This is a genomic window from Advenella sp. FME57 (assembly GCF_014897675.1).
Lineage (GTDB): Bacteria > Pseudomonadota > Gammaproteobacteria > Burkholderiales > Burkholderiaceae_B > Advenella.
Window position 1 is genome coordinate 39,646 of record NZ_JABUXU010000012.1, and the last position, 26,420, is coordinate 66,065.

The window sequence follows — 26,420 nt, forward strand, 5'->3', positions numbered from 1 at the left end:
GGACGGACGTTCTTAAAAATAGGAAGTTTTGGGAATACTAAAACAATTCGGTAGGAATGAAAAGCTCTTTCAAAAAATTTTCATATGAAATAACGATGCCGAGCATGGACCGGGGGCGTGCAACACCGTTTATCAGGTGTGGCGATATTTCAATTGTCATGGGTCTAGATCGGTTGCTGTGGGTTTTCCCTGATGGCGCGCTTTGCACCATTCCACGGTACACTTCGCATTTGCAAAAAAGCTTTTGAAGTGCGCGTCATTTGTTGCGCGCACAGTCGATGCCTAGACGTTGTTCCATTGACGTATCAACCCAAACCAGGGAGCGCCCGTGAGTGCGATTGTGCTGCTGACCAACCCGATTGATTCCAGCGAAACAGAACGCCTGCGTGAACATGCGCAAGTGCGCGTTGCTTCGTCGCTGGATCCGCAGGTGCTTGCCAAAGAGATACGTGACGCCGACGTGCTGATTGTGCGTTCGCCCGTTGCTGCTGAGGTTCTGGCGCATGCTGATCGTCTTCGCGGTATTGTCAGGCACGGTGCCGGGGTCGATATCGTTCCGGTTGCGCAAGCGACCGCCAGGGCAATCCCGGTGAGCAATGCACCCGGTGCAAATGCCGTTGCCGTGGCGGAGTATGTGGTGGGTCAAATGCTGCTGCTTTCACGTCGCCTGCATACGGTAGATGCGTTGCTTCGCAGCGACGGATGGAGTGCATCGCGTGCGCTGTCCGATGGTGCCATTGAACTTCATGGAAAAACGGTCGGTATTATTGGCGTCGGTGCCATTGGCCAGGCGCTGGCCCGCATCTGTCATTATGGGTTCGGCATGTCCGTCATCGGCAATCGCCGCGATCCGAGCAAAATGCCCGACTACATCGGCGCAGCATCCATTGACGATATTTTTCGAACGGCCGACTTCGTGGTGCTTGCCTGCCCGCTGACCGCAGAAACCAAAGGCCTGGCAAACCAGCGAACATTGGGCCTGATGAAGCAGGGCGCCAGTATCATCAATGTGGCGCGTGGCGCGGTGATAAACCAGGCCGATCTCGTTGATGTGCTGGTGCAGCAGAAAATAAGCGCTGCACTGGATGTTTTTGAATTGCAGCCGCTACCTGACGACTCACCACTTCGTACGATGACAAATGTCATTCTCAGCAGCCACATCGCGGGCATTACCCTTGAAAGCATGCGTCGCATCAGCGAGTTGTCAGTAAACCAGACGCTGGATCTGCTTGCCGGAAAACTGCCAACGCCATTGGTCAATCCTGAGGTAACGCAGCGGGCATTGGAGCGGATGGAAATGTTGAAAACGTCGTTCTGATATAAAGGTAGGCCTTTCTTGTCTCTTGAGAAAGCCGGGCTCGCCCATCAGACCAGCGCCGGCGCTTGTTCCTCATCCCTTCAATTTAACCGCTACTTTTGCCACGTACTCACCTTGATGCCTGGCGATACCAAGCTCACGCTCGTCAGGCTGGCGCGAACCATCTCCGCCGGCAATGGTAGAGGCGCCATAAGGGGTCCCGCCGCCGACTTGCGATATGTCGAACAGGGCCTGGCTCGTGTAGCCGATCGGTACGATAATCATGCCATGGTGGGCAAGGGTGGTCCAGGTAGAGGTGATGGTCATTTCCTGGCCGCCGCCGGTGCCGGTAGAGGTAAAGACACTTGCAATTTTTCCGGCAAGGGCGCCTTTGGCCCACAGGCCACCGGTTTGATCCAGAAACGTACGCATCTGGCCTGCCATATTGCCAAAACGGGTTGGCGTACCAATAATAATGGCGTCGTAGTCGGCCAGTTCCTGGACAGACGCGACAGGCGCAACCTGGTCCGCTTTGCCACCCGCGTTGCCAAAGGCCTCTTCATTCATCGTTTCGGGCACGCGCCTGATAGTGACCTCGGTGCCCTGTACAAGGCGGGCACCGTCTGCAACGCTGTTTGCCATGGTCTCGATATGGCCATACATGGAGTAGTAAAGTACAAGTATCTTCGTCATGCAAAAACTCCTGTCATTGGTAAATGAACCGGCTGGCGAATGCTTGCCGGGTACGAACGAAATGCGATATGTTCAGTATAGTAAAAACGAGAGTCGTGCAGGTGACAGCAGTTCACCGCTGTCGAATAAACAGCGGCGAAAACGTTTGCAGGCAGGAAGCTGCAACGAGCGCTGACCTTAACCTTTTCCCTGTGTGCGTACGAACTGAGTACTTCAGAAGTCTTTAGTGAAACAATGGGCGTCTTGGACAAACGTGCCTGCGACGCGTGGCCGGATTACTTTCGCAGACCTTTTAACGCGATGTCGTTGAAGGACGCAATTGCGCCGGCCAGTTCATCGGCCCGTGCGGGGTTGAGCCAGATATAACTGTAATAATACATTCCCAGCACGGCTTTCATGCGCACCCGCGAGTAGGGCAGCAGGGCCCCTGTCTGCGCGCCGCGTTCGACTGTTTCCTTCCAGAGAGATTCGTATTTGCGGTGCAGGTCGATTACCTTTTGGCGGCGCTCGCTGCCCAGGCTCTGTATTTCGCGAAAGCACACCGTCAGCTCCGGAAGATTTGCTGCAATCACTTGCAGCAGATCCTGTCCGAGACGTTGCAGACAGCGCTCGGGATCCGCCTCGTCCCTTAACGTTTGCCGGCCCTTGTGCACCAACTCTGTCATATAACGGGTGCAGATATCGTCCAGGACATCGTCCTTGCTACGGAAGTGATGGTAGAACGCGCCGCGACTGATTTGCAGCGCGTCGCACAGCGCCTGCATGCCAACGGCATGAAAACCGTGGGCAGCAAAAAGTTGCGCTGCTGTTTTCAGGATGCGCTGTTGCAGGGTTTGCCCGGACGGGTCCGTAGCGATGACTTCGGTTGTGGCCATGGTGGCGCGTCATGTGATGTTAATGAGCCAATTTTAGCAGCAAGTTGCGCTTGCCAAGCAAGGTAGATATCGTTATCATGCATAAAACCGATCGGTCGGTCGGTGTGTTTTATGACATTGGCAATGTGGGGAGATAATATGAACGACAATGATGCATCAACACCGGCAGTTGCCGAGCCTGCGGCGTCGCAGGTGACGCCTGTGCCAGCAGGGACCCGGGCCGGTCGACGTAATTTTCTTTTGCACAGCAGCGCTGTAGTGACGGCAGTGGCTACGGCCGGCGTGGCGCGCGAAGCGCTTGCAGCCGATACGGCCAAAGAGGCAGCGGCTGATGCTGCAGCCAATCTGCCGCCGAACGTGCCCAAGTGGACCCGCTCCCTGGGCAGCCCGACGGCAAGCCCTTATGGCAAGCCGTCTGCCTTTGAAAAAAAGGCAATCAGAAATATGTACCCCGGTCTCAAAGAGCCGATGTCTGCCTACAGCACCTCGCCATTGCAGGAACTCGATGGCGCGATCACACCCAATGGCCTGTTTTACGAACGACATCATGCCGGCGTTCCGCAGATAGATCCTGCAGAACATCGCCTGATGCTGCATGGGCTGGTTGATCGGCCTTTGGTATTCACGATGGATGAGATCAGGCAATTTCCCAGTGTTTCGCCTATTTATTTTCTGGAATGCTCGGGCAATCCGTCCTTTTTGCCACCTTACGGAAAGACAGCCGCCGAGGTAGCAGGACTGGTCAGTTGTGCGCAGTGGACGGGCGTTCCCTTGAGAACGCTGCTGGAACATGCGGGCCTGAAAAAAGAAGCGAAATGGATTGTGGCCGAGGGGGCCGACGGTGCGGCCATGACACGCAGTATTCCAATTGAAAAGTGTCTTGACGACGTGCTGGTTGCCTATAGCCAGAACGGCGAGCGTTTACGGCCGGAACAAGGTTATCCGATCCGGCTTTTCGTTCCGGGGTTTGAAGGCAATATGAGCATCAAGTGGTTGCGCCGGCTGCATGTGACCGACCAGCCGGGGTACACAAGAGAGGAAACGGGCAAGTACACAGACCTGATGGCTGACGGGCGTGCACGCAAATTTTCATTTGTGATGGAGTGCAAGTCCCTTATTACCCAGCCATCGGGCACGCATAAACTCACGCGCAAGGGAACGCAAGAAATTCGCGGCATTGCCTGGAGCGGACACGGCAAAATCACGGCCGTTGATATTTCGACAGACGGCGGCAATACCTGGCAGCCGGCCACATTGCAGGAGCCAGTTATAAGTAAAGCCCTGACGGCATTTCGCTTCTTGTTTGACTGGAATGGCGAGGAACAGGTCATTATGAGCCGGGCTGTCGATGAAACCGGCTATGTACAGCCAACGCTTGACCAGCTGATTGAAGCACGCGGCAAGGTCTCTTTTTATCATAACAATGCGATTCAGCCATGGAAAATCGCCACGACCGGAGAGGTGACCAATGGACGGGTTTAAACAATTCATGCTAGGCGCCTGTTTTATGGCAATGTCATCTGTCATATATGCCCAGCAAGCCCATGATTTCAAGGGGCTGGGTTCGCCGGCAGGGCATGAGCAGATCGCTGGCTGGAATATCGATATCTTGCCGGACGGAACCGGACTGCCTGATGGGCAGGGAACCGTTGCGCTGGGAGACAAAGTGTATAAAACCCAGTGCATGAGCTGCCATGGCGTTAATCTGGAAGGCGGCCTGGGGCCAAAACTGGTGGGAGGGCAGGGTAGCCTGGCCAGCGATAAACCGGTCAAGACCATCGGCAGTTACTGGCCCTATGCCACGACGATATTCGATTACGTGCGACGCTCCATGCCGTTCCAGAGTCCGCAATCGCTGAGCAACGAAGACGTGTACAGCGTGACAGCCTATTTGTTAAGCAAAAACAACATCGTGCCTGCTGACGCAACACTGGATGCCAAGTCACTGGCAGCCGTCAAGATGCCCAATCGCGATAATTTCTATGTCGATGATCGACCAGACACCAAGAACACGCGGTGCATGACTGATTGTTTGAAGAAGTAAATGGTCAGGTAATCAGGGGAGTGTCATTGGTGTGGCTGGGCTCGTTGTTGGGGTCCTGGCCAGCAAATCGGGCCATGTTAGCGTGGAGCTGGTTGAGTGCCAGCCACACGTTAATGCTTCGGTATATCAGGCTGATCAGGTGCTTGCCGCCATCTGTTCAGGATGGCGCTGCATCAGTTGCCGTGCCATGCCCACTGCGGATCATTCATTTTCCTGTTTAGTCTGAGACCTGATTCAGAAGGGGCTATCAGGGCGCCAGGGCGCCGAAAATGCGTTCAAGATCAATATCATCCGATGTTTCCCGCAGCTTCAGGCTGTTCAAGATATGATCCAGATGTGCCAGCATCAGTTGAACTGCCGTATCGCTATCTTTGTTGATGATGGCCTGGACGATCTCAGAATGCTCGTCGGCCCGGCAACTGAAGGCGGTCGGGGCATCGTAAAGGGAAATAATCAGGCAGGTGAGCGTGGCCAGTTCGCGGATGGTGCGCAATAAAGACGAATTGCCGGCAAGCTCGGCCAGCAATATATGGAATTCGCCGGAAAGCCTGATGATGCTGGGCTGGTCTTGTCGGAGCCTGGCCTGGTCTTCCAGTTCAAGATGTTCGCGCAACTGGGCGATTTTGGCCTTGTCCAGTGTTGCAACAAGTTTACGTACTGCAAAAGGTTCAATCAATTGCCGCGCTTCGAAGACATCCCTAGCTTCCTCCACGGTCGGTTTGGCCACGAATGCGCCCTTCTGGGGGATCAGGTCTACCACGCGTTCATGAGCAAGCTTGGCCAGCACCTCGCGGATACGTGCGCGATTGACCGAGAAAATGACCGCAAGCCGGTCTTCCCCCAGTTTTGTGCCTGGAGGAATTCGGTGTTCCAGAATGGCCGAGTATAGTCTGCTGGTGATATCCCCCACGCTAAGCTCACGCCCTTTTCGCTTGGTGTTCACACTGTTGCTGACATCCTTGTCTACAGATTTCGTACGCATAGGCGCTATTCTAGCAACTTCCACGTACAGGCTGCGTGCCGCCCGATCTTTGATCACATAATCATTGTGCCGGCTGGTCTCTGGCAAGCAACCGCGATAGTGCATCGGGCAAGCCTTGATTCGGTTTGATCGGTGGTGCAGCAAAGCTGCCTTTGGTAGCACCGTGGGGCGCAAGGATTGCCAGGCTTTGTGCGTGGCACACAGCGCTGGACACCCCATCGACGACGGGCACAGGGATGCGGTCCTTGACCTGCCTGGCCAGTCCTGCGAGTGGCGCACCCGCCAGAATGATGACGTCAGCCCTATCGTGTTCAATGGCCGCTTCGCACAATTGCACCAGACGCTCAGCATGGTCGGTCTGTACAGTCCCGATATCGCGCAAGGGTTCCTCCAGACTGCGAATGCTTGCCAGGCGCGAGATCAGGCCGTTGCGTTCCACGCATTCGCGGTACCAGGCTGTAATACGCGGCGAAATGGCAATAATGGAAAAACGCTGACCCAGCAGGCAAGCACTTGCCAGCGCGGCTTCGGTCAATCCCACTACGGGTATGTTCATGGCTTCGCGCAACCCGTCAATGCCAGGGTCTCCGAAGGCGGCAATGATAACAGCATCATGCAAGTGAGCCTGTTGGGCGGCCATTATCGCCGCTGCGTAGCCGCCGATCAGGGCTTCGAAACGGGTTTCGATATAGGCGACGCCCAGTTCGGCGGTGCACATGGTAATTTGTGTTTCGGCATTGGCAGCGCGACGGGCTTCGGCTTCAATCAAGTCGCTGACGCTGGTCGATATGTTTGGATTGATAATCAGTAATTTCATTGATTTTCGCTACCTGGAGAATGAATGGGTTGCAGGGTAGGGGCGGTTCTTCGCAAGAACCGCCCCTGGCCCACGGCACCTTTGAACGTTCCATGATCATAGACGATCTGTCCACGGGACAGCGTCAGGCCCGGGGCAGCCCGCAAGCCGATTCCCTCGTAGGGGGTGTAGTCGACGGCGTGATGCAGGTTAATGTTCTGGATCGTCTGCGGATCTTCGGACCAGATGACAAGATCCGCGTCAGCGCCAATGGCGATCGTGCCTTTTTTCGGATGCAGGCCATATGCCTTGGCCGGATTGGTTGAGGTCAGCTCAACAAAGCGATTGATCGACAGTCTGCCATCCAGCACACCATAGGAAAACAGCAGTGCAAGCCGCGTTTCCAGGCCGGGTATGCCATTTGGAATACGTCGGAACGGCACCTGTTTGCCTCCTGGTTTTTTACCTTCCGGAGAATCATATGAAAATGGTGCGTGATCAGATGAAAATATCGTAAACAGTCCGTCCGACAAGCCTTGCCATACAAATTGCTGATTATTTTTGTCGCGCGGCGGCGGGCTGCAGACACATCGGGCGCCTTCATAACGGTCATCGCATCCCAGGTCCTGTTCCGTGAGGAATAAATACTGCGGGCAGGTTTCCGCGTAGATGGTGATGCCCTGGTTGCGAGCCCAACGGATCTGGTCCATGGCCTCTTTGCCTGAAACATGAACGATCATGATTGGTGCGCCGGCAAGCTCGGAAAGTGAAATCGCCCTGTGCGTGGCCTCGCGCTCCACCAGCATCGGGCGTGAGTGAGCGTGGTAGCGGGGGCTGGTGCGCTCCTGTTGCTCCAGGCGCCGGGTAAGCCATTCAATACAGTCGGCATTTTCCGCGTGGACCATGGCCATGGCGTTTTTCGTGCGTGCAATGTCCAGCAGATCCAGTATCTGATGATCATTTAATTTCATATCTTCGTACGTCATATACATCTTGAATGATGTATACCCCTCGTCGATCAGACCGGGCAACTCTTGCAGCACCTGTTCTGACGGGTCGGTGATGATCATATGAAAACCGTAGTCGATGCAGGCAAGGTCCTGAGCGCGGTCATGGTAGTTGCTCACCGCTTCGCGCAGGGACTGGCCTTTGCGCTGTACCGCAAAAGGAATAATCGTGGTGGTTCCGCCGCAAGCAGCCGAGCGGGTACCCGTTTCGAAATTGTCTGCCATGCGCAAAGGGGGCGCAATGGGTTCGTCCAAATGGCAATGCCCGTCAATCCCCCCGGGCGTGACCCAGGCGCCTTGCGCGTCTATTTCTTTTGAACCAGAAGCAATGCCCAATCCAAGCTGGGCGATCCGGCCATCCTGTATTCCAATATCACATTTGAAAGTATCGCTTGCCGTCGCTGCATGCGCATTGCGTATGACAAGATCGAAAGTATGTGTCGTCATGTTTTACCTTTTTACACTTGGGCTTCATAGAACATCCGACCCCAGCCCTTGAGGTTATGCGGATTTATCTTGAGCATCTCAAACGCTTTCCATACCACGGCGGCGACCGAGTCGTAGATCGGAATGTCAAGCTCCGCTTCCAGTTCCTTGACGATATGGGCCGCCCTAAGGTTGGTACATAACACGGTAATGGCATCCGGTCTTTTTTCTGCGACCTGGCGAATCATGGCGGCCAGTGTATCGGGTTCGACACAACCGAACTCATGGTTCACGGTAAGACCCAGGTGAGCCTGCGCAATGCAGTTGATGCCGGCTTTGTGGTAGTTATCGATAATCAGATCCTGTACGTCAGCAATGTACGGTGTGACCAGACCGAGATTGCGAACGTGATTGCGTTGCATCAGTTCTTGCAGCGCGAGTACTGCTGTGGTTGCAGGAATGCCGGTGCGTTCGGTAATTTGACGACACAATGTCTCATCGTGCTCAATACCAAGCCAGCCGGCCGATGTGCCGCTCCAGCAAATAACGTCTACATGAGCGTCAGCCAGCAACTGTGCGGCTTCAAGAATGACTGCCGGATCAAACTGGTTAACCGATTGCTCGCGCATGGATATCTCAGTAACCGGAAACCGCGAGAAGTGTGCTGAAACGTGCGGGGCATCGGCGACAATAGCACTGGTCAACGGCTCCAGTGCAGTATTGGAAGAAGGGGTGAGCACACCTATAAATTTTCTTTCCATCATTGAATTACCTTGTGGCAAAAACAGGTTCCGTGGCCGTCAAGCCAGAGAACCCGGATTGTGTTGAACTTGCCGATTGAACTAGACCGGAACCTTCTCTTCATATTTGATCAACAGCGTAGAGCAAATGAATAGGCCAATGCCGGCAGCGGTGAACAACATGAGCGCGTAAAAATAGGATCCTGTTGCCTGCACAATCATTCCCACGAAGATGGGCACGCCAATTCCGGCCACATTGCCGCCAAGATTCATGATGCCGCCCAGAATGCCCACGCGATTGCGGGTGCCAAGGATAGAGGGAATGCACCAGAACAAGCCACACCAGCGCAGGAAAAAGAGCGTTACAGAAAGCAGGATAACGACGGCGATGGGATCTTTGATGACCGACACGCTATAAATTGCGATCGTGGCGATGATCGAGGCAATGGCAAAAACAATTCGCAGTACGGTGCCTTGCGCGGTGCCGGACGCAATCCATTTATCGGCGATCCAGCCTCCTGCGATCTCGCCTACGAAGCCGGCGAAAAACATAAGAAATACCGCGCCGCCCATTTCCTTGATGTTAAAGCCGTGTACGGCCGCCAGATAGTTGGGCATCCAGGTGAGCAACCCGTAGAAGAGGGCGTTGAAACACATCCACCCGAAAAACATGCCCCAGACCGAGCGGTAGCGCAGAAAGTCCAGGACACGCCCGCTGGTAGTGGCGGGCTCGTTGGCCAGATCCTGTGCATGCGCCGCTTCAATGTATTCGGCCTCGGCATTATTGACGGCGGGATGATCGCGCGGGTGGTCGCGGATGATGCGCCAGGCAAACCATCCGCAAATCATCGTGCCGATACCCGCGACGGCAAAGGCCAGGCGCCATGAATCGAATGCAGCAATCAGGCCGGAAATAAGAATAGCGCCCAGTGCCGCGCCCAGCGGCGCGCCGCCGTCAAGCAATGTTGCTCCACGTCCCCGTTCTGTTTGGGTCATCCATATGCTGTTGAGTTTGCCGCCGGCCGGGTAGATGGGCGCTTCAGCGGCTCCCAGTCCGAGGCGGGTCAGCAGAAGGCTGAACCAACCGGTGCAAAGTGCGGCAATTCCTTGGAAAAATCCCCAGCCGATGGTTGAGGCAACAATGACTTTTCGCGGGCCGAAGCGATCAGCCAGCATACCGCCAGGAATTTGCATGAACGCATAGGTCCAGAAAAACGAGCTGAGCAAAATTCCCTGTACGGTCGGACTGATTTCAAATTCTTTGGAGATCAGTGGCATGGCCACAGAAAGCGAGGCACGATCAATATAGTTGATCGAGATAAGAAACAACATCATTAAAAATATGCGCCACCGTACTTTTGTAGGTTTCGCATCACTGTTGACCGTGTTCAACGCGGAAGCGGGTATGCCTGCCATGAGTTTCTCCGATAGTCGGGCTAATAAGGACCTCTTTCTGACAGGTACTTTAGCGTTTGTTATTTATTGTTGAAATAGGTGTTAACACTGAAGTTAACAAATAAATAATTAAATTTTATTTAATAAATACAATATGATAGATAGCAGTGCGAAATTATTCTACGGTGGTGCGGAATGTGCTTTTCGAGTGCAGGAAACAGGCTTCCACGAGCGTTTGTCGAGGAGGCGGATTCTTTCCTGTGGCAGGATGACCACACAGTGCTTGAATAGAGCAGATGGGTGGCTTGGGTACAGACTGCAGGTGACCCTGGGCAGATGCAACGGGGGAAAAGTGCTACGCATGAATCGAATTTTTCTTCGTAAGTAGAGCAATGTTCAAACACCACTAGCGATTGCGCGAAGATACGCCCCGTGCTGAGGTAAATCGAGGCGGTTAACTGAAGAGACGAGCTCCTGGAATGGCCTCAAATCAGGCCGTCGGTATGGATAATTTCCGGTGCTGCTTGATGCGATTGTCCAGGATTGGGCTAGCCTGCCAGTTTGGCGCTGACGAATCGATTCAACTTACTCCCTGCTCTGCTGCGGCAATTGCAAGGTTGCGATGCACCAAGGGTGGCACCCGCCCCCGGAATTGCCCACTTTATCGTTTATCTGCAATTGGCGCAGGAACGTCTTCGCCGTAGCACTGCATATCCTGAACCGCCTGGGCCACCACTTGCATAATGCCAGCCAATGCCTGGGCCGGATCACTAGCCAGCCATGACAACGAGGGGAGTTCGGCGCACAGGCCGATATGCTCCTGATCTTCGGGAGACCAGCTTACCCGGTATGTGTAGTGTTTAACATTCATTGTCATCGTTCAAAGTTGATTGCGTGTTTTTGGTTTTGTCGAGCGCAGCCAAGACCTGTCTGACCTGATAGGTTTTGGCCTTGCCATTACTGTTTTGAATATTCCAGAGTTTATTGGTACCGTTGACCGTACACAATATCGGAATCTACGAAGCGCTGAGCAGGACAACGATCAGATGGTCTTCACTGTCCCCAATGCATGCCGCAGTGCACGATTGTCACATCGGTGTAACAGTGCAAACCTAAAATGAAATCGTTTTCATACACCGTTTTCAATTCCATGAAAAACCGCAGCGACCGGATTTCGATTCTTGATATCGCCACCCAGGCGGGTGTCTCGCCGGCGACGGTGTCGCGCGTGTTCAATGCGCCACAATTGGTGAATGAACGAACGCGCCAGCAGATTCTGGCAGTTGCCTTGGAGCAAGGTTATCGTCCGAATGCGTCGGCACGTACTTTGCGAACGCAACGCAGTCGCGTGATCGGTGTCGTCTTGCCAACGTTGACCAACCCTGTATTTGCTGAATGCCTGCAGGGTATTACGCAGGCAACGGCCACCCATGGCTATGCCATCATGCCGGCGACCACAGAATACAAAATCGCAAATGAAATCGAAGCGGTCGCGCAGTTGCAGGCTTTCGGTGTGGACGGCGTGCTCCTGGTGGTATCCGATGCACAAACGTCACAAGCCGTGCGCAATTTGCGAGCGCAAGAGACGCCCTATGTGCTGGTTTACAACCGTCATCCCGATCATCCCTGTGTGTCGGTTGAAGGCGAGCTCGCCGTGCATGATCTGGTACAGGACCTGGTGCAGCTCGGCCATACGAGAATCGCCATGGTGTGTGGCCAGTTGCAGGCGTCTGATCGGGCGCAGCAGCGCTATGCAGGTTTCGTGGCAGGCATGAAAAAAGCACGCGTCAAACCAGCGGCCTTGATCGAAGTGCCATTTGTTGAAACTGCCATCGAGAAAGTTTCAAGCGTATTAAATACATACTCTCGTCCTACCGCATTGATCTGCTCCAACGATCTGTTGGCAGTGCGCGCCATGCGCGCGGCACATCAATGCCGATTGCGGGTACCACAGGATATCAGTGTAACCGGCTTCGATGGGATTGGTCTTGGCCAGGATCTGACCCCTGCCTTGTCGACTATCGCCCAGCCCAATGCCGAGATGGGACATGAGGGCGTGCAGTTGCTTGTCAGATCTATTGAAGAGGGCACGGTGCCTGCCGCCGGCGACAGCATCACGCTTGACTACGAGTTTCATCGGGGCGAGTCCTGTGCGCAGGCCCCAATTGATCACTGCGCCAATTCCTGACATATATCACTGCCTATTTTATTTTGGAGATTAGGATGTCACGCATTCTGAAACGTTTCGCTCAAGCCGGTCTGCTTAGCCTTGGGCTGGCTGCTGCCACTACTGTATCTGCACAAAGCGCCATCTGCTATAACTGTCCTACGGAATGGGCCGACTGGGGTACCCAGCTCAAAGCCATCAAGGACAAGACCGGGGTCGCCATTCCGCCGGACAATAAAAACTCCGGACAATCGCTAGCCCAGATGGTGGCAGAAAAAGCCAATCCTGTTGCAGACATCACATATCTGGGTATTTCATTTGCCGTTCAGGCGCAGAAAGAGGGCGTGCTGGCCACATATAAACCGGCACATTGGGAAGATATTCCGGCCGATTTGAAAGACCCCGATGGTCACTGGTTCACGACACACAGTGGCACCATGGGCTTTATGGTCAATGTTGATGCGCTGGAAGGCAAGCCGGTGCCCCGTTCGTGGAAGGACCTGCTCAAGCCGGAATACAAGGGATTGATCGGATATCTTGATCCATCTTCTGCGTTTGTAGGCTATGTTGGCGCAGTCGCCGCAAATGCAGCGCTGGGCGGAACGCTGGATAATTTCCAGCCAGGTATTGATTATTTCAAAGCCCTGCAGGCCAATGACCCCATTGTGCCCAAGCAGACCTCCTATGCACGGTTGCTCTCTGGCGAAATAGGGATTCTGCTGGACTATGACTTCAATGCTTACCGGGCGAAATACAAGGATAACGCCAACGTGGCGTTTGTGATCCCGGCCGAGGGTACGGTCGCGGTGCCTTACGTGATGAGTCTGGTGGCCAATGCGCCACATGCCGACAATGCGCGCAAGGCGCTGGATTTTGTCATGTCTGATGAAGGTCAGGCGATCTGGGCGCGAGCGTTCCTGCGCCCGGTGCGCGCCAGTGCCATGCCCGCCGATGTGCAAGCCAAGTTTTTGCCTGCTGCCGATTATGCGCGCGTCAAGGCCATCGATTACGGACGGATGGCCGAAGTACAACGCGATTTTTCCGAGCGCTACATGAAGCAAGTGCGCTAATGGTTTGGCGGCTGCTTCTTCAGCGCGATACTTACCGCCATTACATGTGAAATAGACAAGACAGGGAAAAAGTATGTCCGCCCGTGTTTCTGCTCGCCGCCAACGCAGTCCGATACTGCTCGCGTGCCTTGCCCCCGTGATCGTATTCTTTATTGCCTTCTGGATACTGCCGGTGGTGCGCCTGATTGCGCTTCCTGCCGATAAGGGCTGGCAGACCTATTTTCTTGTTTTGACCGATTCCAGGTATATGTGGAGCATGATCAATACGGTACTGCTCTCGCTTGCCACGACGTTTGTCACCCTGGTGGTTGGTGGCGCGGTGGGGGTCTATCTGGCACGCCGGCGTTTTGCCGGTCGCCAGGTATTGCTTTCGTTGCTGACGGCGCCGCTGGCCTTCCCGGGTGTCATTATCGGTTTTTTTATTATTCTGCTGGGCGGACGACAAGGCTGGTTTGCTGATATTGCCAGTATGTTGGGAATGGGGCGTATCACTTTTGCTTACGGCGTGGCTGGCCTGTTTCTTGGTTACTTATATTTCTCGCTGCCGCGCGCCATTGCCTCGTACACGGCTGCGGCCGAAGCCATGGATGGGCAATTGGAGGAAGCCGCCCGGGTATTGGGGGCCTCACGCTGGGAAATCACGCGGGATGTATGGCTACCACAGCTGGCGCCAACCACAGTGGCTTGTGGTGCGATCGTCTTCGCCACGGCGATGGGGGCGTTCGGAACTGCCTTCACGCTGGCCAGTAAATTCGAAGTGGTGCCCATTACTATCTACAACGAATTTACCAACTATGCCAATTTTGCACTCGCTGCCTCGCTCTCGATTGCCCTGGGGATCGTGACCTGGGCTGTCCTGTTTATCGCACGTGCGGCCGGTACGTCCTCGCCTGCTGCGTAAGAGTTTGTCATGACCACCCAATCTCAAAAATCTGCGCCTTTTCTGTTTTTCATCACATGTGCGGTTTGTTTGTTCATGTTCATACCGGTCATCATTTCTGTGATGGCCGGCTTGGTGAACAACTATCGCACAGGTCTCAAAAGCGGTCTTACATTGCGCTGGATTGAAGAAGTCTGGTCTGTGTACGGTTCAACAGTGAGCGCGTCTGTAATATTGGCCCTGGTTTGTGTGATTTGCACACTGTTGCTTGGTGTGCCCTGCGCCTATGCACTGGCGCGCAGTCGCTCGCGTTTTGCACGCGTTTTTGAAGAAATTCTGACACTGCCGGTGGCCGTGCCTGGGCTGGCCACGGCGCTAGCACTGATTCTTACCTACGGTGAAATCAATCTGCTACGGCAAAGTTTCGGCTTTATTCTGATCGGGCATGTTCTGTTTACACTGCCCTTCATGGTGCGCACGGTCTCGTCCGCATTTCAACGACCGGATCTGCTGGCTATCGAAGAAGCTGCCAGAACGCTGGGCGCTTCTTTTACCCAGCGCTTTCTGGGCGTGCTGGTGCCGGCCGTGTTTCCGGCGATTCTGGCGGGCATGCTGATGGTTTTTACGTTATCTATTGGTGAGTTTAATCTGACCTGGATGCTGCATACGCCCATGACCAGAACGCTTCCGGTCGGGCTGGCCGACAGCTACGCCTCCATGCGTATTGAAGTGGGTTCGGCCTATACCCTTATTTTTATTCTGGTTATTTTGCCCATACTCTGGTTGCTGCAAGGCGTGGCAAACTGGGTGCAAAAACGTTATGGCAACTGAATTATTATCGTTATGAATATTGAAAAAAACCGCATCAACATTATTGATTGTGCCAAAACCTATCCGGATGGCACACGCGGCCTGCAACCGGTCAGTTTGACCATCGAACCGGGCGAGGTGATTGCGCTGCTTGGCCCGTCTGGTTGTGGCAAGACAACATTGCTGCGTCTGTTGGCTGGGCTGGAAATCCCCGACCCAGGCAGCAGGATTGTGTTTGCAGATCAGGACGTCACGCATTTGCCTGTTGAAAAACGGGGGATTGGCATGGTGTTTCAAAGCTATGCGCTGTTTCCGCAGATGACAGTGCAAGCCAATATTGCCTATGGCTTGAAGGTCCGGGGTGTGCCGGTGCAGGAGCAGCGGCACACCATAGCAGAACTGGTCGATCTGGTCCGACTCAATGGCCTGGAAAAGAAACGGCCCGCAGAACTGTCCGGTGGTCAGCGGCAGCGCGTTGCGCTGGCTCGCGCCGTTGCGGTCAAGCCGCGGGTATTGCTGCTGGATGAGCCGTTGGCCGCGCTGGATGCCAAGCTCAAAGAGACGTTGCGCGATGAACTGGCGCAGTTGCTGCGCCGGCTGGGGATTACCACGGTGCATGTCACGCACGACCAGCACGAGGCCCTGGCCATTGCCGATCGTCTGGCGATCATGAGTGCCGGCCAGATTGTACAGGTGGGCGATGGCGAGTCTTTGTACAGAAAACCCGCGCATCCTTTCGTCGCTCAGTTTCTTGGCCGGGTCAACCGCGTAGAGCGTGATGATCATGCCATCACAAGCGGCGTTATTTCATTTGGCGATGCTGCCCTTAGGTGTCCTGAACATCTGAAAGCCCATCCGGCCGTTTTGCTGCGACCCGAGGATATTCGTATCGGCGCAGTTGTGCAAGGACACCCGCAGGCGACGATAGAACGTCGTGTATTCCTGGGCGATCGTGTGCAATTACAATTGAAATTGCCAAATCGGCACGTCTTGATGGCTGAACAACCGGGTGATACCATTTTTCGGGAGGGCGAAGTGATTGGGCTGCATATCGACACAGCGCGCTTCCTTCCTGCTTATGACAACTGAAACCATGACAATTCTTGTACAACTGACCGACCTGCATATTCGGGAACCCAACAAGCTGGCCTACGGTCGCCTGGACACTGCGCCGTATTTGCGCACCTGTGTTCAATCTGTGCTCAGGCTGCGCCAGAAGCCGGACGCTGTCGTGCTTACAGGCGATCTGACCGATTTTGGCAGACCGGCCGAGTACGCGCATTTGCGCCAACTGCTTGCGCCGCTGGATATGCCACTTTACCTGCTGCCGGGCAACCATGATGATCGGACCAATTTGCGTGCGGCCTTCCCCGAACATAGCTACATGGCGCAAGGCGAGTTCATCCAGTATGTGGTGGATATCGGGCCGCTGCGGCTTATTGCGCTGGACACCATGATTCCCGGGCAAAGCGGGGGGCAGTTGTGTGACTTGCGGCTGCAATGGTTGCGTGAGACCTTGGCCGATAGCCAGGGACGCCCGGTGGTTATTGCCATGCACCATCCGCCATTCCGAACCCTGATCGGACATATGGACGAGATCGGGCTGCAGGCAGGCGAGCAAGCCTTGCGGGACATTATTTCCCGGCACGACAATATCGAACGTATTATTTGCGGGCACCTGCACCGGGCAATTGATGTCCGTTTTGGCGGAACCATCGCCTCTACCGCCCCGGCGCCAGCCCATCAAGTTACGCTGGATCTGGATGTTGACGCCGAATCATCATGGATGCTGGAGCCGCCAGGATTTCGGGTACATGCCTGGGACGACGTCAATAACAGGCTGGTCACTCACCTGGCCGCATCCGGGCAGTTTGAAGGGCCTTATCCGTTTCATGACAATGGGGCGTTGATTGATTGAAAGGGCGGCCGGTCGCTCAGGCGTGCTTTCAAGAGGCTTCGGGATTTTATCAAGCGAATTCTGGACGTAATGTAGGCAGGGCTAGACAAGGGCAGGTGTTGAGCAACGCGGATTTGTCTGGGCTATTATGGTGGCTCTCCCGCATGCGGCTACCCTCGTTTCCATTTGCGGATCTTGGTGCGAAACGTCGTGAATGGCGCAACCGTATTGATATGCACCCATTTGTATACGGGCCAGGCTGACTTGGTCGACGAGGCCCACTGCCTGTGACCGGATTCGAAGAACGCCTGGTCAGTGAAAGAATCCACCAAACCGATTATTGCAGTGACGCGTTGAGTGAACTCAGCCTGCAATTGCTGTATTGAACTCCCCTCCCATTGCCGATAGAACGTTTCATATAGCCGGCCAAGTTTGTTCCACTGGAAACCTGGCGCTGGTGTAGTCACCTTTATGCCGTTTTGTTCGTCTCGTTCCCAGCCAAGCAACAGGTCCATCCATCCAAGCTGATAAGCAAGCATCTGCGCCGGGCTGCGATCTACCCCGCCTTTCAATAAATTGCGCTCAGATTCCGCAATATCATCAAACTCCGAAACGAATAAGAAGGCACGCTTGATGAGCTCATTTTTAAACGCTTCTTTGGTTTCGTATGTTTTCACGACAAAGCCTTTGATGCTTTAAATATTTAACGTTGGGCACGATGCTGACGCAGTTCGTTATTTATTTTACGACGCCTGTTCAAAGGAGTGTTTGATCTGGATCTTGAATGCTTTACCGATACAACACCTGCAAAGCTGGATGCGATGACCGCTTGTAGGCCGCATTGGCTACGGCCCCGTATGGCATCTTCCCGGGTCGAACCGCAACCGACACTGGCGTTGCCACCAGAATATTTGCTTTGAGCCGCAGGGCATGCGGTTTTTAAACGGCCAAGGACAAAAAATCGTCATATCCGGCTCCTTCACTTAACCGCCTGCTCAAATACCTGGCGCGCAAAGGAGGCCGTGTAAGTCAGGCGCGTTGGCTGCCTGAGGCTCGCGACCATTTCAATACCGGGGCATAAGCAGAGAAACAAACCCAGTTATTCTATAAAATACAGGGCATTACCTTGCCTCTGGTTCTAAGATACCGACAATGACAGTACTATACAATCCAATAAATACTGCTCCCCTGGGACGTGACACGCAAAGGACGCCATGCCCTACGATCTAGAAAATCGCCTGGTGATTGGCGTGGCCTCCAGCGCCGTATTTGACCTGAGCGATTCTGATTCGGTCTTCAAACGCGAGGGCGAGGAAGCCTATCGCAAATTCCAGGAGCACAATCTTAATAATCCGCTACCCAAGGGGATTGCTTTTCCTTTTGTAAAAAGGCTGCTTTCGCTTAATCATATGCGACCCGATCCTGAAGATCCGCTGGTCGAAGTGATATTGTTGTCACGAAACGATCCGGATACGGGATTGCGAGTGATGAAGACGATCGAACACTATGGGCTTGGTATCACGCGTGCCATTTTCATGCAGGGACGCTCGCCCTATGAGTATATTCCTGCGCTGAACATATCGTTGTTTTTATCCGGCAACAAGTCTGATGTAGACGCGGCAATTCGCGCGGGATATCCTGCCGGACATGTTCTGGATTCAGAATTTGACGATGACGAACAGGATCACGCCTTGCGCATCGCATTTGACTTTGATGGCGTGTTGGCCAGCGATGAGTCTGAAAGCATAATGCAAACCTCTGGATTGAGCGATTTTCATGCCCATGAAGTGGCAAACGTCATGAATTCGCACGGCCCCGGTCCGTTACAGCAGTTTCTGATTCGGATCGCAAAGATTCAATCCATTGAAGAGCAATTCAAAAAGCAGAACCCCGACTACGAGAACCGGCTAAGAGTATCGCTGGTTACCGCCAGAAATGCGCCGTCGCACGAACGGGCGCTCAATACGCTGAAAACCTGGGGCGTGATGACCAATGATGCATTTTTTCTTGGCGGCATTGCGAAAAAACACGTGCTGGGTGTCCTTAAACCACATATCTTCTTTGATGATCAATCGGCGCATCTGGAGCTGACCAGCTCGCTTGTTCCGTCGGTGCATATTCCATTTGGCATAACCAACAAGGCCGTTGTCGGTGTACCTGAGGAAACGAGCGATAAGAATTTTCCGGGAGATTGATTTGTCGCTGTGACAGCAACAGGCAATCGGAAAAAGGCGGCCAAGCTTTGAATATGGTCAATTAACTGTTAAGTACATTGCTCCGGAAACCTCTTCGGTTTCTGGGGGACCTTCGCATGTCCTCCAAAAAAACGGTATTGAGCGAACCAATTCGGGAACGATCAGGCAAGCTGTTTCGCGATATGCAACGAAAGACCCATCAGTCGAGGAACTAATTCATCATTTAATAAATTTTTGGTAACCATAAACGACGGCCCACTGATGGAAATCACAATCAAATCTGTTCCGCCATTCCATGAAATGGAGGTCGCCGCTGCGTTGACATCGGTATTCCATTCCCCAATGGAGAGACAATAGCCTTCGTTATTGAACCGCTTGAACTCCCTGTTAAAAGAAGCAAGCTGTCTTTCGTCCATTATGGGATCATTCTTCAATTGCAGTGCCGAAAATAAATAGTTTCGCTCTTGCTCCGGTAACGCAGCCAGAAATGCTCTGCCAATTGATGTGTTGATTATTGGCATGCGTACTCCTCTTCCCATTTTTAACGTCATCGTGGTATCGCTTGAACAGGCTTCCAGATATAGCATTGAAAGACGATCCCGTGTCGCCAGTGAAATGAGCGCACCGGTGGCATCTGCCAGCGCTTGCATATGAGGGCGTGCAATATCTGCGATTCGCAAATTTGACAAGGCAGCGTAACCCAGGGCTAGCACTGATGGCCCCACGAGATACCGCCTTTTTTTTGTGTCGTGTCGCAAGTATCCAAGCTCGACTAATGTATTTGTTAATCGTGATACCGTGGATTTAGGAAACCCTGTATATGTTGCCAGTTCGCTATTGGAAAGGCTGGGCTCGCGCGCTGAAAAACATCTTAGAACCTCAAGCCCCCGGGCGAGCGCGACAACATTGGCAGATGAGAAACTGGACTCTAGTTCCGTCATTCGGAATTTGCTCCTATTTAAGTTTGGAAAACGGAATGAAATTGCAGATATACTATCTAATAACAATTCGTAATTTCATGAATCAATACAAATCATTTAATTCTCTGCGTCTTCGGGCGCCGGAACAAGAGGAGGGAATTAAATAAATAGTTCATATCGTAAATATCGTGCTGTATACATAATTTTTATATGATTATTGGGGGACAAAAGTGAAAAATCGAACGAAATACTTAAAAGCAGGTTTGCTAGCTGCGTTGTGCGCTTCAGCGTTTTCCGTGCCGGCTATTGCACAGGTTAAGGTGGGGGTAATCAATAGCTTGTCCGGTAACTTCGCGGCTTTTGGCGAACGATACAAGACAGGTATGCAGGTCGCTTTAGACGAAATTAATGCCAATGGTGGTATTAACGGCGAGAAACTCGAATTGATTGCACAGGACGATCGCTCTGATGCGCAAAGCGCTTTGGCGGCCGTGGAGTCTTTGAATAAACAAGAGGTACCGCTGATTATTGGCTCTTATGCTTCGGGCATCACAGGTCCAGTATCAAAAGTTGCCTCTCGCCAGAAAATCCCCTTGATAGTGCTGGGCAGCGCAGATGACTCAATTACAAAGCCTGGCTCTAAATGGGTCTTTCGTGCGAAACACAATTCAACAATTGTCGCGAATGTGTACTTTGATTACTTCGATAATCTTCGTAAAAACAATGCAGATCTGAAGAAAATCGCAATTATGTATGGCAATGGTGCATGGCCTACTTCAGTGAGTGAAGAGGGTGCTCGCCAGGCCGAAAAAAGAGGCTATGAAGTCATTGGTAAACAGGCCTATGATCAGGGCACGACTGATTTTCGACCAATTCTGAACAAATTCCGTGCTGCAAATCCGGATATTCTTCTGACGAGCTCTTACGCAGATGACGGCATCGCCATTGCTCGGCAAATCAAGGAAGTTGGACTCGATGCAAAGGTTGTCGCGATCGATACTGCGTCGTCAATGATCAGTTTTATCGAACAGGTAGGCAAGCAATCAGAAAACATTGTTTCGGCAGTGAGCTGGAGTCCGGATGTTAAGTACGAAGGTACTCCGGATCTATATAAGCGCTTAAAGGAAAAGGCGAAAGAAGAGCCATCTTTCTATGAGGCAGAGGGGTATCTCGCTCTGACTGTTGCCGCGGATGCGTTGCGACGTGCAAAATCGCTCGATCGCGAAACGGTTCGTGAGGCTTTGGAAAAAACGGATTTAAAAACGCCTGTTACTGATGTCACGTTTAAAAATTACGACGGTTTTCAGGGCCAAAATCCAATCAAAAGCGTCATTATTCAAATTCAAGATGGCAAACATGTAACTGTTTTTCCTGAGAATCTCGCTTCCCAGAAAGCAAAATTTTCTAACGAGTAAATAGAAAAAATAATAAACGCCACATGTCAGCCTGGCATGTGGCAATACTCGATTTTCTACTTACCGACTTTTCTTCTGCTGAATTAATCAGATCGCCAAGGGTCTTTTATGATCGACTATGTTTCGTTTTTTCAGAATCTTTCCAACGGGATTCTGATCGGAGCCGTTTATGCATTGATTGGTGTAGGTCTTACGCTGGTGTTCGGCGTAATGCGAACCATCAATTTCGCTCACGGCGACTTTGTGGTTCTAGGTATGTACTTTGCTGTTGTTTTCAATAGCATATTTGGGTGGGATCCTTATCTAACCCTGATTCTGGCCATTCCCCTAGGGTTTTTAATGGGGGCGCTAATCCAGAAGACCATACTGACGCGTGTTATAGACGCCAAACCAGAGACCATGATGCTGGCTACGTTGGGCATTTCTTTGGTGATTTCCAACCTTTTGCTGCTGATATTTGGTGGAGAGCCGAAATCAGTGAATGTTACGTACGCTTCCAGCACGATTTCTCTGGGAGAAATGAAGATTTCTGTTGTCCTTCTTTTTGCAGGACTGGCAACACTTGCAGTCATTAGCGCACTGTATTTGCTGTTGAACAAGACCGAAGTAGGAAGGGCGATCCGGGCGACTGCTGAAAATAGGCTTGGGGCGGAACTGGTGGGTGTTAATACAAAGAAAATTCAGGCCATCGTTTTCGGGCTGGGCATGGCACTCGCGGTCACCGCCGGAGTTAGCTTAATTCCATTACTTTTTGCATCTCCCGTTACTACAGGGGCGTTATTTACGCTCAAGGCTTTTGTGGTCACCGTATTAGGCGGGTTGGGAAATATTGGGGCAGCCATTATTGGCGGACTGCTTCTTGGTCTTGTTGAAGTTATGGGGGCCTCTTATCTTGATTCGGCCTATCGCGACGCATATGGACTGTTAGTATTTATCGTTGTTTTATTGATCAAGCCAGAGGGGCTCTTTGGAAAATCGGTGAAAAGAGTATGAACAAACAAATCCTGTTTCTTGTTGGCTTGATTGTGGTTGCTGCGTTATATCCAATCGCGTCGTCAGCATATATTACGGTTGGAATTTCAGTATTGTTGTTTTCCGGTTGGGCCACATCCTGGAATCTATTGGGTGGTTGGGCCGGTCAGCTTAGTCTGGGGCATGCAAGTTTTGTGGGGCTGGGAGCCTATTTTGTCGCAATTGGCGCGTCACAATTTGAATTGGCGCCCTGGTGGTCGATCTTGATCGCTATGGCCGTCGCCGTTGTGATGGCTTTTATTTGGGGAAAGCTCACATTCGGTCTGCGCGGTCCCTACTTTTCCCTATCGACCATAGCGATCGCTGAAATTCTCAGATTAGTGGCGATCAATGAAGGTTGGTTGACCGGCGGCGCATCTGGCGTATTCATAGAAACACTGCCTGAACCGTTGGGAATTGACCTGTTTGATAAAACGACACAGTACTATCTGGCGCTGATTTATGCCGCGATCACAATCGCTATTACCATATTTATTTCCACCCGAAAATTCGGATACGAATTAAAAGCAGTCAGAGACAATGAAGAAGCAGCAATGGCTGCAGGGATCAATCCCAGCGTGATCAAGTTGAAGGCCTTTGTGCTGTCTGGAGTGCTCACGGCGCTGGGCGGCGGGATCTATGGCATATTTTTATCGTTTATCGAGCCTCACATTATTTTTAATTTGCTGTTTTCCATACAAATTGCATTGACCGTGATTATTGGCGGGCGAGGCACAGTTTGGGGACCATCGGTCGGAGCGTTTCTGTTGGTTGTATCAGGCGAGGTATTCCGGACGACATTTGCACAGGCGAATATGTTGCTGTATGGCGCACTGATATTGATCGTAATTCTTATGCTGCCAAGAGGGATTGTCGGAGAGTATGTGCATAAATTAGTGAGGAGGAAATATGCAGACCGTACTTAAGGCTGACAATATCAAGGTGCAGTATGGCGGTCTTATTGCTGTGAATAATGTGTCGCTATCACTGACAAAAGGACAGGTGCTGGGTTTAATCGGACCCAACGGTGCCGGAAAATCGACGTTGTTCAATGCGATCACCGGGTTTACTCCTGTTGCTTCGGGGAAAGTTACTTTTCTCGATAAGGATGTGACCAGACTGCCTCCATACGTAAGAACACGAAATGGGATGGGACGTACTTTCCAGACAGAGCGGCCTTATGAAGATTTGACGGTATTGGAAAATGTGCTGGTTGCAGCATTTCTAAAAAACCCAAAACGTAAGGATGCAGAAAGGGTTGCCTTGTCTTCCCTGGAAAAGGTCGGTTTGCTGGATCGAGCAAACCAATTGTCATCAGATTTGAATTTAGCCAGATTACGACGGCTGGAGTTGGCCAAAGCTTTGGCGCTTGAGCCTCAAGTTCTGTTTTTGGACGAAATTATGGCGGGATTGAATCCGCCAGCACTAAAAGAGATGATTACGTTTGTTCGTACGCTTACCGCAACGGGTATGTCGATCGTCATGGTCGAACATATTATGGAGGCGATCATTCAACTTGCGGATCATGTCGTCGTTCTTGCCAGCGGGAACAAGATAGCGGAAGGATCTGCTCGTGATGTAATTAATGATGAGAAAGTTATCGAGGCTTATCTGGGGACGGACTGATGCAGAAGAATGATGTTGACAAATGTGTGTTGAAAGCTCAAGGCGTGGATCTCGGCTATAGCACACTTCAGGTTGTCTTTGATGTTTCCCTGGAGGTAAAAAAAGGCGAGCTTGTAGGACTGGTTGGAGGAAATGGTAGCGGTAAATCAACCATACTTCGAGCAGTCTCCGGCATGATCAAGCCCTGGAAGGGAAGTATTTCGTTCAAAGGTGAAGAGATATCTGGACTCGAGCCTCATCAAATGGCAGAGCGGGGGCTGGCGCATGTGCCAATGGGGCGTCAGCTTTTTCCAAATCTGACTGTCAAAGACAATATTTTGCTGGGTAGTTATCTACCCCGTCTTCGGGAAAATAGGGAAAAGAATCTTGAAAAAGTCTTTTCATTGTTCCCTGACGTAAAGAATTTCGCCAATGTAGCAGCAGGCTCATTGTCGGGCGGGCAACAACAAATGGTCGCTATTGGTCGCGCGTTAATGCTGGAGCCGGATTTGCTAATCATGGATGAGCCAAGCCTTGGCTTGTCGCCGTTATACGTGAAACAGGTTATGCAGGCAATTCGTCAAATTGCCGATCTGGGGTTCCCGGTTTTATTGGTAGAGCAGAATATTAAACAGGTATTGCAGTTTAGTCATCGTACGTATGTTCTGGAAAATGGGCGCTTGGTTCTGGAGGGACAATCTTCAGAATTATCGGGACACCCCTTGATAAGAAAAGCATATCTAGGCTTGTAGATCTCTACTCGCATGATTTGATCGTTTTTTGGAGGAAGAAGTAATGAACGATTTGCCGTTGGACCCATTCAGTGAAAGTGGGTTAGAAGGTTTTGCAAAAAATTTCCGCGCCGGAAAGGTTACATCGGAGGCGGTCACGCAAGCTTATATAGAACGCATTAAAAAACTTGATCCCAAACTGGGCGCCTACGAAACGGTGGCGTTTGATGACGCGCTTGCAACAGCAAGAGCGATGGATATCCTGATTCAGTCTGGGACAGACCTGGGCCCTTTGATGGGGGTGCCGATTGCAATCAAGGATGTCTTTGTTATTGCAAAAATGCCTGGGCCAAAAGTGGGGACACGGATGAAAATGCCGGACATCCTGGGTTCTGACGAGGGAACATTTATTCAAGCATTACGTAAGGCAGGTTGTGTGTTTTTGGGGCAAGCAAAGGCAGTAGAGCTTTGTTTGGGGATTACGGGTCATTCGGCACCGCTAGGTACGCCATGGAATCCATCTGACATGGAAAATCATCGTGCACCAGGTGGCTCCAGTTCAGGATCCGGCGTGGCAATGTCTGCCGGCCTGTGTGCATTTGCCATCGGGACTGACTCTGGTGGATCAGTTCGGGTGCCGGCAGCTTTCAATGGTGTCTTTGGTCTGAAGACGACGGCCGGTTTATGGCCGGTGGATGGTGCATTTCCACTGGAGCCCCGCGTTGACTCTATTGGATTGCTGACCAGATCGGCAAAGGATGCGTTACTGGCTTTTAATACGATTTCATCCATTTTATTTGGATATACGTTTAAACCGGGTCGCTCCGGTGCCAGATTGAACCGTTTATGTCTTGGTGTACCCGAAAATCATTTCAGTGATAATGTTAATCCGGAAATCGATTTGGCCTTCCGGAGAGCAAATCAGCATTTAGCGTCCGAAGGTTGCTTGTTGGAAAGCGTTACCGTACCTGAGGCACCTGAACGTGCCGGTTATTTCCCTATTTCCATGCCGGCCGCTTTGCTATCGGTGTTGGGTAAGGATAATTTTCTGGCGCAGAAACAGCTGATGGATCCGGTGATCGCGCAACGAGTAGAGTCGGGGTTGGAGTCCAGAGCGTATGAGTTTCTTGCTTTAGAGGATAAAAGAACCAAAAGCAGGGAGTCAGTTGCTGAACAGTTTAGCGGCTTTGATGCCTGGGTCAGCCCAACGACAACAGATTTTCCTCCGTTGGTGTCGGATCTTGATGATCCACAACAAGGATTGCGGCTGGCGCTAGGTATGACTCAGAATACCCAGCCAGCAAATTACCTGGGATTGTGTGCAATATCTATGCCATTGCCGGTTGAGGGCTTGCCCATAGGTTATCAATTGATGGGCTCACCCAATTCTGATCAAAAACTATTGGAAATTGCAGTTGAAATTGAGGCATCGCTTAAACAGCTCGTATGAGCATCATTGTGCGC

General features: G+C 52.1%; 25 protein-coding genes and 2 pseudogenes. 16 read left to right on the plus strand and 11 right to left on the minus strand.

The genetic code is table 11. The features are described 5' to 3' along the window. The first annotated feature begins 328 nt into the window (after positions 1 to 328). Positions 329 to 1,318 carry an NAD(P)-dependent oxidoreductase gene (locus INT32_RS14610; protein WP_193089479.1) on the plus strand — a complete coding sequence of 330 codons (990 nt, stop codon included), beginning with the start codon at positions 329 to 331 and terminating at the stop codon, positions 1,316 to 1,318. A gap of 72 nt (positions 1,319 to 1,390) precedes the next feature. Here INT32_RS14610 and wrbA read toward each other — a convergent pair whose 3' ends face one another. Together wrbA and INT32_RS14620 are read right to left on the minus strand one after the other, a co-directional pair. Then, positions 1,391 to 1,990, minus strand: coding sequence for an NAD(P)H:quinone oxidoreductase (wrbA, locus tag INT32_RS14615; protein WP_193089480.1), 600 nt, complete (start codon positions 1,988 to 1,990; stop codon positions 1,391 to 1,393). A 275-nt stretch (positions 1,991 to 2,265) separates the two neighbouring features. Beyond that, the gene (locus INT32_RS14620) at positions 2,266 to 2,865 is read right to left on the minus strand and encodes a TetR/AcrR family transcriptional regulator (protein ID WP_193089481.1); all 600 of its coding nucleotides are present in this window, start codon (positions 2,863 to 2,865) and stop codon (positions 2,266 to 2,268) included. A 138-nt stretch (positions 2,866 to 3,003) separates the two neighbouring features. On the opposite strand from INT32_RS14620, the gene soxC reads away from it, so the two are divergent. Next, the gene (soxC, locus tag INT32_RS14625; protein WP_193089482.1) at positions 3,004 to 4,347 is read left to right on the plus strand and encodes a sulfite dehydrogenase; all 1,344 of its coding nucleotides are present in this window, start codon (positions 3,004 to 3,006) and stop codon (positions 4,345 to 4,347) included. Beyond that, positions 4,334 to 4,909: a cytochrome c gene (locus INT32_RS14630; RefSeq protein ID WP_193089483.1), complete on the plus strand. Its 576-nt coding sequence runs from the start codon at positions 4,334 to 4,336 to the stop codon at positions 4,907 to 4,909. The genes soxC and INT32_RS14630 overlap by 14 nt, the downstream gene beginning before the upstream one ends. Positions 4,910 to 5,156: 247 nt before the next feature. Here the strand turns inward: INT32_RS14630 and INT32_RS14635 are convergent, their stop codons facing one another. From INT32_RS14635 to INT32_RS14660, 6 genes and pseudogenes are all read right to left on the minus strand, one after another. Next, positions 5,157 to 5,891 carry a GntR family transcriptional regulator gene (locus tag INT32_RS14635; protein WP_193089484.1) on the minus strand — a complete coding sequence of 245 codons (735 nt, stop codon included), beginning with the start codon at positions 5,889 to 5,891 and terminating at the stop codon, positions 5,157 to 5,159. A gap of 61 nt (positions 5,892 to 5,952) precedes the next feature. Beyond that, a complete protein-coding gene (locus INT32_RS14640) occupies positions 5,953 to 6,708 on the minus strand; it encodes an aspartate/glutamate racemase family protein (RefSeq protein WP_193089485.1) in 756 nt (251 codons plus the stop codon). Beyond that, entirely contained in the window at positions 6,705 to 8,141 is a 1,437-nt protein-coding gene (hydA, locus tag INT32_RS14645; RefSeq protein ID WP_193089486.1) for a dihydropyrimidinase, read from the minus strand. Before hydA ends, INT32_RS14640 begins: the two co-directional genes overlap by 4 nt. 11 nt (positions 8,142 to 8,152) lie before the next feature. Further along, a complete protein-coding gene (locus tag INT32_RS14650; RefSeq protein ID WP_193089487.1) occupies positions 8,153 to 8,884 on the minus strand; it encodes an aspartate/glutamate racemase family protein in 732 nt (243 codons plus the stop codon). A gap of 78 nt (positions 8,885 to 8,962) precedes the next feature. Then, entirely contained in the window at positions 8,963 to 10,276 is a 1,314-nt protein-coding gene (locus tag INT32_RS14655; protein ID WP_193089488.1) for an MFS transporter, read from the minus strand. A gap of 527 nt (positions 10,277 to 10,803) precedes the next feature. Then, positions 10,804 to 11,126: pseudogene (locus INT32_RS14660) on the minus strand (type II toxin-antitoxin system HicB family antitoxin). Positions 11,127 to 11,426: 300 nt separating this feature from the next. Here INT32_RS14660 and INT32_RS14665 point away from each other — a divergent pair. The 6 genes from INT32_RS14665 to INT32_RS14690 all read left to right on the plus strand — a co-directional run bounded on the left by INT32_RS14665 (position 11,427) and on the right by INT32_RS14690 (position 17,100). Then, a complete protein-coding gene (locus tag INT32_RS14665) occupies positions 11,427 to 12,443 on the plus strand; it encodes a LacI family DNA-binding transcriptional regulator (protein WP_193089551.1) in 1,017 nt (338 codons plus the stop codon). A gap of 35 nt (positions 12,444 to 12,478) precedes the next feature. Further along, positions 12,479 to 13,492, plus strand: a complete 1,014-nt coding sequence (locus tag INT32_RS14670) for an ABC transporter substrate-binding protein (protein ID WP_193089489.1) — start codon at positions 12,479 to 12,481, stop codon at positions 13,490 to 13,492. A 73-nt stretch (positions 13,493 to 13,565) separates the two neighbouring features. After that, complete coding sequence (locus tag INT32_RS14675; RefSeq protein WP_193089490.1) at positions 13,566 to 14,393, plus strand: ABC transporter permease; 828 nt, start codon at positions 13,566 to 13,568, stop codon at positions 14,391 to 14,393. 9 nt (positions 14,394 to 14,402) lie between these two features. Beyond that, positions 14,403 to 15,203: an ABC transporter permease gene (locus tag INT32_RS14680; protein ID WP_193089491.1), complete on the plus strand. Its 801-nt coding sequence runs from the start codon at positions 14,403 to 14,405 to the stop codon at positions 15,201 to 15,203. A 12-nt stretch (positions 15,204 to 15,215) separates the two neighbouring features. Then, entirely contained in the window at positions 15,216 to 16,271 is a 1,056-nt protein-coding gene (locus tag INT32_RS14685; RefSeq protein WP_193089492.1) for an ABC transporter ATP-binding protein, read from the plus strand. 4 nt (positions 16,272 to 16,275) lie between these two features. After that, on the plus strand, positions 16,276 to 17,100 hold the full coding sequence (locus INT32_RS14690; RefSeq protein ID WP_226817088.1) for a phosphodiesterase: 825 nt from the start codon (positions 16,276 to 16,278) through the stop codon (positions 17,098 to 17,100). Between the two features lie 149 nt (positions 17,101 to 17,249). Here INT32_RS14690 and INT32_RS14695 read toward each other — a convergent pair whose 3' ends face one another. Further along, positions 17,250 to 17,756 (minus strand): ClbS/DfsB family four-helix bundle protein, encoded by a 507-nt coding sequence (locus INT32_RS14695; RefSeq protein ID WP_193089494.1) that lies wholly within the window; start codon positions 17,754 to 17,756, stop codon positions 17,250 to 17,252. A 26-nt stretch (positions 17,757 to 17,782) separates the two neighbouring features. After that, positions 17,783 to 17,959: pseudogene (locus INT32_RS14700) on the minus strand (hypothetical protein); the annotation flags it as partial. A 334-nt stretch (positions 17,960 to 18,293) separates the two neighbouring features. Here INT32_RS14700 and INT32_RS14705 point away from each other — a divergent pair. After that, positions 18,294 to 19,274, plus strand: coding sequence for a 5'-nucleotidase (locus INT32_RS14705; protein ID WP_193089495.1), 981 nt, complete (start codon positions 18,294 to 18,296; stop codon positions 19,272 to 19,274). A gap of 161 nt (positions 19,275 to 19,435) precedes the next feature. Here INT32_RS14705 and INT32_RS14710 read toward each other — a convergent pair whose 3' ends face one another. After that, on the minus strand, positions 19,436 to 20,215 hold the full coding sequence (locus INT32_RS14710; protein WP_193089496.1) for an IclR family transcriptional regulator: 780 nt from the start codon (positions 20,213 to 20,215) through the stop codon (positions 19,436 to 19,438). A gap of 209 nt (positions 20,216 to 20,424) precedes the next feature. Here INT32_RS14710 and INT32_RS14715 point away from each other — a divergent pair, with 209 nt between their 5' ends. The 6 genes from INT32_RS14715 to INT32_RS14740 all read left to right on the plus strand — a co-directional run bounded on the left by INT32_RS14715 (position 20,425) and on the right by INT32_RS14740 (position 26,406). After that, on the plus strand, positions 20,425 to 21,609 hold the full coding sequence (locus tag INT32_RS14715; protein ID WP_370540240.1) for an ABC transporter substrate-binding protein: 1,185 nt from the start codon (positions 20,425 to 20,427) through the stop codon (positions 21,607 to 21,609). 108 nt (positions 21,610 to 21,717) lie between these two features. Further along, complete coding sequence (locus INT32_RS14720) at positions 21,718 to 22,602, plus strand: branched-chain amino acid ABC transporter permease (RefSeq protein ID WP_193089497.1); 885 nt, start codon at positions 21,718 to 21,720, stop codon at positions 22,600 to 22,602. Then, positions 22,599 to 23,546 carry a branched-chain amino acid ABC transporter permease gene (locus tag INT32_RS14725; protein ID WP_193089498.1) on the plus strand — a complete coding sequence of 316 codons (948 nt, stop codon included), beginning with the start codon at positions 22,599 to 22,601 and terminating at the stop codon, positions 23,544 to 23,546. The genes INT32_RS14720 and INT32_RS14725 overlap by 4 nt, the downstream gene beginning before the upstream one ends. Then, positions 23,530 to 24,246: an ABC transporter ATP-binding protein gene (locus tag INT32_RS14730; protein ID WP_193089499.1), complete on the plus strand. Its 717-nt coding sequence runs from the start codon at positions 23,530 to 23,532 to the stop codon at positions 24,244 to 24,246. The genes INT32_RS14725 and INT32_RS14730 overlap by 17 nt, the downstream gene beginning before the upstream one ends. Next, complete coding sequence (locus INT32_RS14735; RefSeq protein ID WP_193089500.1) at positions 24,246 to 24,977, plus strand: ABC transporter ATP-binding protein; 732 nt, start codon at positions 24,246 to 24,248, stop codon at positions 24,975 to 24,977. The genes INT32_RS14730 and INT32_RS14735 overlap by 1 nt, the downstream gene beginning before the upstream one ends. 43 nt (positions 24,978 to 25,020) lie before the next feature. Next, a complete protein-coding gene (locus tag INT32_RS14740) occupies positions 25,021 to 26,406 on the plus strand; it encodes an amidase (RefSeq protein WP_193089501.1) in 1,386 nt (461 codons plus the stop codon). Positions 26,407 to 26,420 lie beyond the last annotated feature (14 nt).